The 10,701-nt window shown below is 62.6% G+C and carries 10 protein-coding genes and 1 tRNA gene; 2 read left to right on the plus strand and 9 right to left on the minus strand.

Annotated features, from left to right (window positions below; translation table 11 throughout):
- Positions 1 to 9: 9 nt before the first annotated feature.
- On the minus strand, positions 10 to 999 hold the full coding sequence (locus JQ574_RS31350) for a tripartite tricarboxylate transporter substrate-binding protein (protein WP_212209620.1): 990 nt from the start codon (positions 997 to 999) through the stop codon (positions 10 to 12).
- 134 nt (positions 1,000 to 1,133) lie between these two features.
- On the opposite strand from JQ574_RS31350, the gene JQ574_RS31355 reads away from it, so the two are divergent.
- Together JQ574_RS31355 and JQ574_RS31360 are read left to right on the plus strand one after the other, a co-directional pair.
- Complete coding sequence (locus JQ574_RS31355) at positions 1,134 to 2,039, plus strand: LysR family transcriptional regulator (protein ID WP_212209619.1); 906 nt, start codon at positions 1,134 to 1,136, stop codon at positions 2,037 to 2,039.
- 111 nt (positions 2,040 to 2,150) lie between these two features.
- The gene (locus JQ574_RS31360) at positions 2,151 to 2,327 is read left to right on the plus strand and encodes a hypothetical protein (protein WP_212209618.1); all 177 of its coding nucleotides are present in this window, start codon (positions 2,151 to 2,153) and stop codon (positions 2,325 to 2,327) included.
- Between the two features lie 30 nt (positions 2,328 to 2,357).
- Here the strand turns inward: JQ574_RS31360 and JQ574_RS31365 are convergent, their stop codons facing one another.
- From JQ574_RS31365 to JQ574_RS31400, 8 genes are all read right to left on the minus strand, one after another.
- Complete coding sequence (locus tag JQ574_RS31365) at positions 2,358 to 2,774, minus strand: META domain-containing protein (RefSeq protein ID WP_212209617.1); 417 nt, start codon at positions 2,772 to 2,774, stop codon at positions 2,358 to 2,360.
- 201 nt (positions 2,775 to 2,975) lie between these two features.
- Positions 2,976 to 3,452, minus strand: a complete 477-nt coding sequence (locus JQ574_RS31370; protein WP_249119718.1) for a hypothetical protein — start codon at positions 3,450 to 3,452, stop codon at positions 2,976 to 2,978.
- Positions 3,364 to 6,498: an efflux RND transporter permease subunit gene (locus JQ574_RS31375; protein WP_212209616.1), complete on the minus strand. Its 3,135-nt coding sequence runs from the start codon at positions 6,496 to 6,498 to the stop codon at positions 3,364 to 3,366. The genes JQ574_RS31370 and JQ574_RS31375 overlap by 89 nt, the downstream gene beginning before the upstream one ends.
- 12 nt (positions 6,499 to 6,510) lie before the next feature.
- Complete coding sequence (locus tag JQ574_RS31380; RefSeq protein WP_212209615.1) at positions 6,511 to 8,196, minus strand: efflux RND transporter periplasmic adaptor subunit; 1,686 nt, start codon at positions 8,194 to 8,196, stop codon at positions 6,511 to 6,513.
- A 74-nt stretch (positions 8,197 to 8,270) separates the two neighbouring features.
- Entirely contained in the window at positions 8,271 to 8,783 is a 513-nt protein-coding gene (locus JQ574_RS31385; protein ID WP_212384153.1) for a hypothetical protein, read from the minus strand.
- Between the two features lie 215 nt (positions 8,784 to 8,998).
- Entirely contained in the window at positions 8,999 to 9,361 is a 363-nt protein-coding gene (locus JQ574_RS31390) for a hypothetical protein (RefSeq protein ID WP_312014765.1), read from the minus strand.
- Positions 9,362 to 9,383: 22 nt separating this feature from the next.
- A complete protein-coding gene (locus JQ574_RS31395; protein WP_212209612.1) occupies positions 9,384 to 9,626 on the minus strand; it encodes a hypothetical protein in 243 nt (80 codons plus the stop codon).
- Between the two features lie 584 nt (positions 9,627 to 10,210).
- Positions 10,211 to 10,287: transfer RNA gene (locus tag JQ574_RS31400), tRNA-His, on the minus strand.
- Positions 10,288 to 10,701: the final 414 nt, after the last annotated feature.

The following is a 10,701-nucleotide window of genomic DNA, read 5'->3' on the forward strand; positions in this document are numbered from 1 at the left end:
AATGATTATTTAGTTTCCCTTGGCACCCGCTGCCTTGATCACGGCGCCCCAGCGCGGCACTTCGGCCGTCAGATGCGCCTTGAGCGCCGCTGGCGTCGCCTGCTCGGCCTGGACCGGCTCGGTGCCGAGATTGGCAAACCGCTCAATCACCTTGGGGTCCATCAGCGCGGCCTGAAGAGCTGTGACCAGCTTGTCGGTGGCCTCTTTGGGCAATCCCTTCGGGGCCCACATCGCATGCCAGGCCGAGACCTCAAATCCCTTGACGGCGCCGCCGTCGAGCGTCGGCAGGTCGGGCAATGACGAGACTTTGGCTTTGGTCGTGACCGCAAAGCCCTTGATCTTGCCTTCCTTGATCTGGTTGGTGGTGTTGGTGGTCTGGTCGCACATCACGTCGAACTGGCCGCTGAGCAGGTCGTTCATGGCCGGCCCGGTGCCGCGATAGGGAATCCCGTTCATCTGCACGCCGAGCTCCTTCATCAGCATCAGCATGCACAGATGCGAGGCGGAGCCGATGCCGGCATGCCCGTAGACGGCCTTTTCGCCGCTGGCGCGAATCCACGCCACGTACTCGGTCACATTGTTGGCAGCAAGCGTCGGCTTCGACACCAGGGTCATCGGCACGTCGGTGATGCGGCCGAGGTGGTCGAAATCGTCGACGACATCATATTTGAGAGAGTCGTAGAGCGCGGGCGCGGTCGCGTGCGCGATGTGCCAGATCGCGAGCGTGTAGCCGTCGGCGGCCGACTTCGACACGCGCGCCATGCCGAGCGTGCCACCGGCGCCGCCGACATTTTCGACCAGGATGGTCTGGCCGAGGCTTCGGCCCATCGATTCCGCGATGAGGCGGGCCACGGTGTCGGTCGGCCCTCCGGCCGCCGCCGGAACGATGATGGTGATCGGTTTTGTCGGAAAAGCGGTCTGCGCGAAGGCGGTGTGTGACGCCCATAGCGACGCGGCCGCGATGGCGCCGGAAAGGATCGTGCGACGATTGAACCGCATTGGGTCGCTCCCTGAAGAATTCGTTGATTGGCTGATTTCAGCGCTTGCCGACAAGGTAAGGCCAAAGGTCACGCGCCTTCAATCGGCATACGATTATACAAATATTTGATATAATCTGCCGGGGAGGACGAAATATGGAACTGCACCAGCTTCGCTGCTTCGTGGCGGCGGCCGAGGAATTGCATTTCGGGCGTGCGGCGCAGCGGCTGGAAATGCTGCCCTCCGCGCTCGGCCGTTACATCCGGCTGCTCGAAGACGATCTCGGCACAAGGCTGATGACGCGAACGACGCGCAGCGTGACGCTGACCGATGATGGCGTCGTCCTGCTCAAGGAGGCCCGCATTTTGCTGGCGCAGGCGGACAATCTGGCGGTCAAATTCCAGGCGCGGGGCCGCAGGCAGGGCGCGATCATCCGCGTCGGCGCGATCGACAGCGCAGCGGCGGGACTGCTGCCGATGCTGCTTTCCGACTTTCGCGAACAGAGACCTGACGTCACCGTGAAACTGACGGAAGACAAAACGATCCGGCTGTTGCCGGCGCTGATCTCCGGCCGGCTCGACATCGCCCTGGTACGCCCGCCAGAAAAGCCCGACAAGCGGCTGGAATTTCTGTTTCTCCTGCACGAGACCGCGGTCGTCGCCGTGCCGGATCGTCATCCGCTCGCGTCGAGAAAACGGGTGACCGTCGCCGATCTTGCCGAACAGCCGCTGATCGTCCCCGAGCGTCGCTCGCGCCCGCATAGCCACGATCTGACCATGAAACTGTTTGCGAAGGCCGGACTGCAGGCACGCATCATCCAGATTGCCAATGAAAAGCAGACCATCGTGAATCTCGTCGCGGCCGAAATTGGCGTTGCCATCGTGCCACGATGGACATCGCGAATGGCGGCGCGCGGCGTTCGGTTTGTTCCGCTCGCGGGATCAGACACGAACCGCTTGCCGCTCGCAGCCGCCTGGACCCGCGGCGCGCGCGATCTCATCAGGGACGAAATGCTTGGTATCCTCAAAGCGTCCCTCAAACGCTATGCACGGGAGGCCTGACGAGGCGGGCCACCGGCTGACGGTGATCTGGGTCACAAACAGCCGGGGCGGAGAAAGGCAAAATCCCGTTCGTCGCAGCATCGTGCGGCGCCTAACCAAGGGAAAACAGCCATGACCGATTTCACTCCCGTCAAACCCGAAGCATTGACATCAGATGAACTCGACCGCGTTGCCGGTGGCATCATCGTCGTCGGCGGATTGCTGCGCCAGTTTACCTCCAGGCTGGACTGGGTCGCGCTCAATCCGCAGCCGCTGCCGCCGAAGGTTTTCTTTTCATTCCGCTGGTAGCGGCCGCAGCCTCCGGCTCGACTCGCGCGCCTAGTTCGTGTTGAGCCGGAACCGCAGCGTTCTGGTGCCGATGAACGAGATCGCATCGCCCTGCCGCTTCCAGGTCGCGGCATCGGTCAATGCGGCAATCAGTTCGTCGTCGGCCTGGGCGCGATTGGGCGGACAATTACGGTTCTCCATCGCGCCGGCGACGAAGATCACGGTGTTGCCCGCCACCGAAAACTGGCCCTTGCCGCCTTTGCACCAGAGTTCGAGCACCACTTCGCCGCGGTCGCCGATTTCCAGATTCGGTATTCGCTTGGAGCCGGGCTGCGGCGGGACATCCATGGTCATTTCCATCCCGAACGGAAAGCCGTTGTCGGCCTGGGCATGACCGGCATTGGGAGCGGAAACCAGCAGCACCGAAGCAACGCCTGCGAGCTTCACCATGCGCGCGAATGAAATCATGCAACCTCTCTCGAAAAATCCTCAACCCCGATATCGCGCCGTTCTATTGAACAAGTATGTCATTGGCTAGAGCCGTCCGGTTCAGACCGGTTTCCTGTCCTGCCTCAGCCAATGCGCAAAATGCCGCACCGATGAAAAAATCCCCGCGGGCTTCGCCGCGGGAGTTTGGTTGATCGACTTGGCTCTCGCTTCGCAATCCGCTCAGTCGAATTTTGCCTGCGTCGTCTTTCCATCAGGGCCGGTCAGTTGAACGACACCTTTTGGCTGAACCGGCAATGCGACGCTGGCTGTGCCGGAAAGCAGCGCGCTGCCGGCAGGCTGGAGCAGGATCCGTTGGGATTTGCCGTCGACAACGAGGATGGCAACCGCCTTGAACCCTGTGGCCGGGATCGATTTCTGGTTCTCGTCGGTGACGAAGAGTTCAAGCTTGTCCGATTTCGAAACCAGTTCGACGTGATACGAACCGGCATGCGCGACCCACCCGCCATTCCTTCCTTTCTCGTCGTGCGCCGAGGCGCAAGTCGACCAGGCCAGCACGGCCACGACCATCAAAAATTTCGCATTCACCGTCATTCTCCGGATGTTGATGTCAAAAAGCTTCGGCGGCTGAATTTGCCGCGGCCGTCTCCGCACTGCCGCCAGCGCCTCTTCGCAGCCGCTCCAGCGGCGCTTCGCCATAGCGAAGGAACAGAACGGGCGTCAGCAGCGTGTCGAGCAGGGTCGCGCTGAGGAGACCGCCGAAAATCGTCACGGCCACCGGATGCAGAATTTCCTTGCCGGGCGTTGCCGCATCGATCAGCAGCGGCACCAGCGCGACACCGGCCGACATCGCCGTCATCAAGACCGGCGTCAGCCGCTCGACGCTGCCGCGAACCACGAGGTCGTGCCCGAACGGCATTCCCTCCTTCAGCGCCAGGTTGATGTAGTGGCTGATTTTCAGGATGCCGTTGCGAACCGCAATGCCGGTCAGCGTGACAAATCCGACCATCGACGCAACCGAGAGCGGTTGGCCCGCCAGCCAGAGCGCCGCGACCGAGCCGATCAGCGCCAGCGGGACGTTGCCCATGATGATGAAGGCAAGCACGGCCGAGCGGTAGCGGCTGTAGAGAATGGCAAACACCAGCAACAGTGACAGCAGCGAGAGCACGCCGATGGTCCGGCTTGCTTCCTCCTGGGCCTGGAACGTTCCCTCCAGCCGAACGTAAAAGCCTTCGGGAAGCCTGGTCGACGCGGTCACCTTGCGGATCGCCGCGATGATATCGGTCATGTCGGCCGTCCCGTCGGCGTTCGCCAGCACTACCACACGGCGGCGGCCGTTCTCGCGCAGGATCTGGTTGGGGCCTTCGGTCTCCTTGACGTCGGCGATCTGCCGCGCGGGGATCCATCCGGCCGGCGTTTCTATCAAGAGGTCGCCCAGGGTTTGCGTGGTGCGAAGCCGGTCCGGCAGCCGCATCGTGACGTCGAACCGGCGATAGCCGTCCACCACCCGTGAAATGACGCGGCCGTTCGAGAGCCGGCTGAGCTGCTGGATCACGGCGGCCGGCTGCACGCCATAGAGCGCGGCACGACCATAATCGACGCGGATTTCCAGCTGCGGAATCAGCACCTGCTTTTCGACCTGCAGGTCGGTGAGACCCGGAATCTCCGAAAGCTTGCCGCGCAACATGTCAGCGGTCGCGCGCAGGCTGTTCAGATCGTCGCCAAAGACTTTCAGCGCAATTTCGGCCCGAACGCCCGAAAGCAGATGGTCGAGCCGGTGCGAAATCGGCTGGCCGACGTTGATCGCAGCGGGAAGCACGGCGAGCCGCGCCCTTATATCCGCGACGATTTCGGTCTTTGGCCGTTTCGTTGGCTTGAGATTGACCTCGAGGTCCGACGAATGGACGCCTTCGGCATGCTCGTCGAGCTCCGCCCGGCCGGTTCGCCGGCCAACGGTCTTGACCTCGGGCACTTCAAGGATGAGGCGCTCGGCAATCAACCCGACGCGATGGGATTCGGCGAGCGAGATTCCCGGATTGAACAGCATGTTGATCGTGAAGGTGCCCTCGTTGAAGGGCGGCAGGAATGCGCGGGGAAGATAGAATGCGGAAGCCGCCGCCATCACGACCGCCGCGAGCGCGGCAGCCATCAGGGCGCGCTGATGGTGGAAAACCCGTTCGAGCAAGGCCGCATTGGCGCGCTTGAGCATCGCGACCAGCGCGCTGTCGCCATGATCGAGGCGCTTGAGATGCGGAAGCATGTGATACGCCATCACCGGGGTCAGGGTGATGGAGACCGCAAGGCTGGCGAGAATGGAGATGATGTAGGCCTGACCAAGCGGCGCAAACAGCCGGCCTTCGATGCCCGACAGTGCAAACAGCGGCACGAACACCAGAACGATGATGGCGGTCGCATAGACGATGCCGGAGCGCACTTCCTGGGACGCCGAGACGACCACATCGAACGCGGAGCGCGGATGCTCCAGGGCGCGATTTTCGCGCAAGCGCCGGAAGATGTTTTCGACGTCGACGACGGCGTCATCGACCAGCTCGCCGATGGCGATGGCAATGCCGCCAAGGGTCATCGTGTTGATCGACAGGCCGGCAAAATAGAACACGACCGCGGTCGTCAGGATCGAGACCGGGATCGCAGCCAGCGAGATCGCCGTGGTCCGCCAGTTCATCAGGAACAGAAACAGCACGATGGCGACGACCGCGCCGGCCTCGAGCAGGACACGCTCGACATTGCCGATCGAGGTCTCGATGAAATTGGCCTGGCGGAAGATGATCTGGTCGGCCTTCATGCCCGTTGGCAGCGACGCCGTGATTTCCTTCAGGGCCTGTTCGATCTCGCGCGTGAGCCTGATGGTATCGACGTTGGGCTGCTTCTCGACCGAGACGACGACGGCGGGCTTGCCCATATAGCCGGCGTCGCCGCGCTTGACCTTGGGGGCGAACTCGACGGTGGCAACCTGCTTCAGATAGACCGGCCCGCCATTGACCTGCGCCACCACCACGTTGCGGAGGTCGTCCAGATTGGTGGTCCGCCCGATATTGCGGATCAGATATTCGCGGGCATGCTGATCGGTAAATCCGCCGCCGGTATTGACGCCGAACTGATTGAGGGCGAGTTCGACCTGCTCGTAGGTGACGCCGAGGCTGCGCAGCGCCGGCGGATTGGGCGCGATCCGGTATTGCCGGACTTCGCCCCCCATCGGAATCACCTGTGCGACGCCGGGGATGGTGAGCAGCCGCGGCCGCACCACGAAGTCGGCTGTCTCGCGAACCTCCATCGCCGAAGCGCGGTCGCTGGTCACCGCGACCAGCAGCACCTGCCCCATGATGGAGTTGATCGGTCCCAGTTGCGGAACCGTATTGGGCGGCAACTGGGTCCGGATCAGATTGAGGCGCTCACCGATCTGCTGCCGGTTACGATAGATATCGGTACCCCAGTCGAACTCGACATAGACGATCGAAAGGCCGATGCCGGAAACCGAGCGGACCCGCGTCACGCCGGGAACACCGTTCATCTGGGTTTCGATCGGAAAGCTGACGAGCTGTTCGACCTCGGGGGGCGCGAGCCCGTCCGACTCGGTCATGATCGTGACCGTCGGCTTGTTCAGGTCGGGAAACACGTCCACCGGCAGCCGGGTAGCGCTGAAGATGCCGAGCAACACCAGGACCAGTGAAGCCGCTATGACCAAGAGGCTGTTGCGTAGCGACTGTGTGACGAGAAAGCGAAACATCTGCCCGGCTCCTCAGCGCACTTGGTCGAGCAGTTCGGCGCCCTGCACGACCAGGCGCTTGCCTCCGGCGAGGCCGGTGGCGATGAGCACGCGGTCGCCGTCGAGCGGCTCCACCCGTACCGGCCGCTGTTCGAAACGCTCGGGCGTGACGTGTTCGTAAACCACCTCCTGCCCGTTGGCGTTGCGCACCAGACTGGCCCGCGGCACCGCAAGGCCGACCTTTTCCTCATTGGTGGTGGCCAGCACCGTGACGAACTGCCCGGCGCGAAGGCCGGAATGGTCGCCCTGAATGGCGAACTGGACCGGAATCGATTGATTGCGGTCCGCAAAGCCTGAGCCCTGATAGACCAGCGTGAAGGTACGATCGGTCCCGAGATTCGCAGTCGCGCTGCGAACGCCGGCCAGCGGATCGAAGCTGCGGGCTTCGACCCACAGACGGGTCGGATCGACGATGTGGAAAATCACCGCATTGGACTGGGCGATCTGTCCGGCCACCGGTGTGCCTTCGGCGACGACGCCGTCGACTGGCGCCAGCAGCGCTTCGGGCTCACGGCGCGCCCGGTCGAGCGATCCGCGGCGGTCTTTCAAGCCCTGCAGCTCCGACCTGGTGTCTTCGAGCTGGGAGCGGGCAATGGCGCCGCTCGGCACCAGCGTTTCATAGCGGGCGAGCCGGCGCTCCACGATGGAAATTTGCTGGTCGAGTTCGCCCTGGCGCTGGCGCATATCCGACACGTCGATGGCCTGCAGCGGCGGGTCGACATAAGCGAGCACGTCGCCTTTCTTGACCGGCGTCCCCAGTCTCGGAAAACCGCCGGGCGGGGCTGAGAGGCGGCCGCCCACCGAAGCCTGCACGAAGCCGCTGGCGTTCGGATCGGGAATGATCCGGCCCGGCAGCTCGATGGCGCGCGGGTGCGCACGGGATTCGGTCATCACGGTACGAAGGGCGAGAATGCGTTGCGTGCTCTTGGGCACGAACACGCCGCCATCTGGCAGGCGCTGTGCGAGGTCGCGAACCGACTGCATCGCGGCTGCCGGAGCGGCGCGATCATGGCCGTCATGGGAGCGCGATGAATTGTTGGACAGGACGAACGCGCCGGCGACGACGAGAACCATTGCCGCCGCTCTGCGACGCCGCCGGATCAGCGCCATGACGCCGATCCCGGCAGCAAGCCCGGCCAGGATGGCGATGAACAGCGCCGGGCCGTCGTGATTGAAGTGATAGCCGACCTCTCCCGCAATGGCGGAGGTCGAGAGCCACGATGTCGGTCCGGCCTTCGCCCCTGGAAGATCCGGAATCACGAGCCGGGCGGGCAACACATCGACATTGCCGTCTTTCGCGACCGTGAAGATCAGGTCGTAAGCGCCCGGCTTGCTGGACCAGGGCGCGTCGAGGCGATAGGGCTCGCCCGGCCTGGCTGCGGCCTTCTGCGGCCCGGCGGGCGTTTCGATTTCGATTTCGGCGCCATCCACCGGCTCGTTGGTTGCGAACCGGTCGAGATAGATGACGAGCACGCCTTCGCGCGCAATCGCAACCAGTTCGTGCGCATCCGAGTCGGTCTCGGCACGCGGCGCGAGACTGGCGCTCGGCGCCGGAGCGGGCGCGCCATGATCGTGGCCTTCGTGCGCCAGCACCGGGCCTGCCATGAGCAGGAATGACATAGCCGCCACGCACCGCGCGGCACGGAACAAAAAAGACATCTGAATGACTCACCTGAGAAGAAGCGTGTTCTCGCTCGCGCGGCCGGCACATCGTGCCGCCGCGATATCTTTGCTCAGGTGAACGCTCGGGGGGGTTTACGCAGGCTTGCGGGTTCTATGCCCGAAGCAAGCACGGCACCGGTGACATCAAGTCGGTGCGAATGAACTGCAGGAGGCAAACATTGCGAGGCTGCAACCAAAGCGGCGCCGCCGCAGCACCCCATGCCCGCCCCGCAACAACCGTCCACGCATCCGTCCGCGTCGATCGGCGCTGCATCGGGCACCCGACCTGCGGTCAGGAAAAGCTGGTGCGGGATAGATCCGTTGGCTTTGGTGAGGTCAGCCTCGTTGGTGACTTTGGTGAAGGCAGCCTCGGCAAAGACGTCCCTGGTGAACGCAGCCTTGGTGAGGTGATGCGCCACCGGCACATGGGCGGCGTGAGGCACCGCGTGATGATGAACGTGGGCATGTCCCTGCAGGCGGTGGGCCTGGTCGGCATGGGCGCGGGCCAAGGCAGGCGCGAATTGAACGGCGATCAGGACGATCACCGCACAAATAAACTGCCAAAGCTTTGGGTTCGCGTTCATCAAGCTCACAATATCACAGGGCTCTCGGCCCTGCATAGGTCAGATTAAAGATGGCTAACGCGAGCTGCGAGCCATTTGTAGTCGTCTTGCATCTTTCTGTCGCCTTCAGGCCAGCAACGGTTCACGAGGCTTTGATGAACGGGGCTTCTGGTTTCCAGACCGGGTGTATATTCACGCTCCAAACTGAATACTATTACGGTCGGCATCCCCCAACCTCAGTTGAATTTGGCTTGCACGGTCTTGCCATCGGGTGAGGTCAGTTGCACCACCCCCTTCGGCTGCGCCGTCAGCGTATCGCTGGCGGTTCCGGAAAGCCGCCCGCTTCCGGCAGGTTCCATCGCAATGCGTTGGGCCTTGCCATTCACGACGAAGATGCCAACGGCCTTGAATCCGGTTGCGGCGATCGGCTTCTGGTTCGCATCGCTGATGTAGAGGTCGACCTTCTCGGATTTCGAAACCAGCTCGACATGGTACGAGCCGGCATCCTCGACCCTGCCGCCATTCGTTCCCTGGTGATCGTGCGCCCAGGCGCTGGCCGACGAAGACAAGAGCGCCGCAACCAGTAGAAATTTCTTCATTGTCATTCTCCAGCGATGGCGATCAAGCCGAGGCGTTAAGCCGGCCGACGGCGTCGGCCGGCTTTTCGTCGTTAGTGGTGGTGGTGGTGACCGTGATGGTGGTGACCGTGGTGATGATGATGGCCATGATGATGGTGATGGCCATGATGACGGTGCCAGCGCCAATGCCAGTGACCGTGATGGTGGTGGTGGCCATGATGGTGATGACCATGATGGTGATGGCCGTGGTGATGATGGCCGTGATGGTGACGCCAATGCCCCGCACTGCTTGCGGAGACGCCGGCAACCAGGATGGCGGTTGCAGCGAACGCGGAGAGGATTGCCTTACGAAACGACATGGTAGCTCCTTGGGTTGTGGTAGCAGGGGATCTGCTCCGTAGTTCGAACCCTATGATCGTCCTCGTCGGCTGAACGTGAGCTGAAACACGCTGGAGCACTCGCCTCTTCTTGAAGCGTGGACCGGCAAGCGAATCCGCAAGGCAAATCAGACACGAACTGCACATTCATCTCGGCGTGCGCCACAATGACGCGCGTCGAAATCGTTTCGTCGTCGATCGTGTCAATGTGTCGAATCGTGTGCATGGCTGTTTGACGCGCGCGTCATTTCACATCGTTCATGGAAAATTTCTGAACAGTTGTTCAGGCGTCCGCTCGGCGATGAAGGGAAAGACGATCGCCAGCACGTATTGAGGATCGCAACCAGCGCCGCGACATGGTGCAACTCCTTGCGGCTCACCTGCGCCGTCGGCCGCAGTGAAATTCGGGCTCGGCAAATAGTTGGTTCTGCTCGATGGAGAACCAGGCAAAATGGGAGTTGCGATGAAAGCTGATTTGACCGCCTTGAAGGGCTGGTACAGTTGGGTGGGTTCGAACCACCGACCTCCTGTTCCACAGACAGGCGCTCTAACCAACTGAGCTACAACTGCATCCTGCGCGAAGCCTTGGGAAGGATTTGCTTCGGCCGTTCGTGAGTACAGCGGGCATCATCGCTTGAATGTGAGCTGGCGCACACAGTGGATCGGACGTGCAAATGACAATCCAGCTCCGTCATTGCGAGCCGCCCGGTCGGCGCGTAGCGCCGCCGGATGACAGGCTCCGCGAAGCAATCCATAGCACCACTTGCGGAGGCATGGATTGCTTCGTCGCTGTCGCTCCCTTGCGCAAACGCTTCGCGTTTGTCGCAGGCAATGACGACTTAGCGAGAGTGGCTGCGACAAATTAACCCGACGGGCAAAATTCCGCTTCCCTCGTCGGGCAAATCAACGGTTTGAATTGTCGCGTCCCGCCCGACAAGAGGGGCGTGCGCACGTCACGAACGCGCGGCGGGATGCGGTGGACGC

The sequence above is a fragment of the Bradyrhizobium sp. AUGA SZCCT0158 genome (assembly GCF_018130065.1).
Taxonomy (GTDB): Bacteria; Pseudomonadota; Alphaproteobacteria; order Rhizobiales; family Xanthobacteraceae; genus Bradyrhizobium.

Excerpts from the sequence above, each read along its gene's own strand:
- JQ574_RS31380 (WP_212209615.1), bottom strand. The coding sequence starts at position 8,196 with ATGTCTTTTTTGTTCCGTGCCGCGCGGTGCGTGGCGGCTATGTCATTC.
- JQ574_RS31370 (WP_249119718.1), bottom strand. The coding sequence starts at position 3,452 with ATGGCGAAGCGCCGCTGGAGCGGCTGCGAAGAGGCGCTGGCGGCAGTG.
- JQ574_RS31360 (WP_212209618.1), top strand. The coding sequence starts at position 2,151 with ATGACCGATTTCACTCCCGTCAAACCCGAAGCATTGACATCAGATGAA.
- JQ574_RS31375 (WP_212209616.1), bottom strand. The coding sequence starts at position 6,498 with ATGTTTCGCTTTCTCGTCACACAGTCGCTACGCAACAGCCTCTTGGTC.
- JQ574_RS31390 (WP_312014765.1), bottom strand. The coding sequence starts at position 9,361 with ATGAAGAAATTTCTACTGGTTGCGGCGCTCTTGTCTTCGTCGGCCAGC.
- JQ574_RS31355 (WP_212209619.1), top strand. The coding sequence starts at position 1,134 with ATGGAACTGCACCAGCTTCGCTGCTTCGTGGCGGCGGCCGAGGAATTG.
- JQ574_RS31385 (WP_212384153.1), bottom strand. The coding sequence starts at position 8,783 with ATGAACGCGAACCCAAAGCTTTGGCAGTTTATTTGTGCGGTGATCGTC.
- JQ574_RS31365 (WP_212209617.1), bottom strand. The coding sequence starts at position 2,774 with ATGATTTCATTCGCGCGCATGGTGAAGCTCGCAGGCGTTGCTTCGGTG.
- JQ574_RS31350 (WP_212209620.1), bottom strand. The coding sequence starts at position 999 with ATGCGGTTCAATCGTCGCACGATCCTTTCCGGCGCCATCGCGGCCGCG.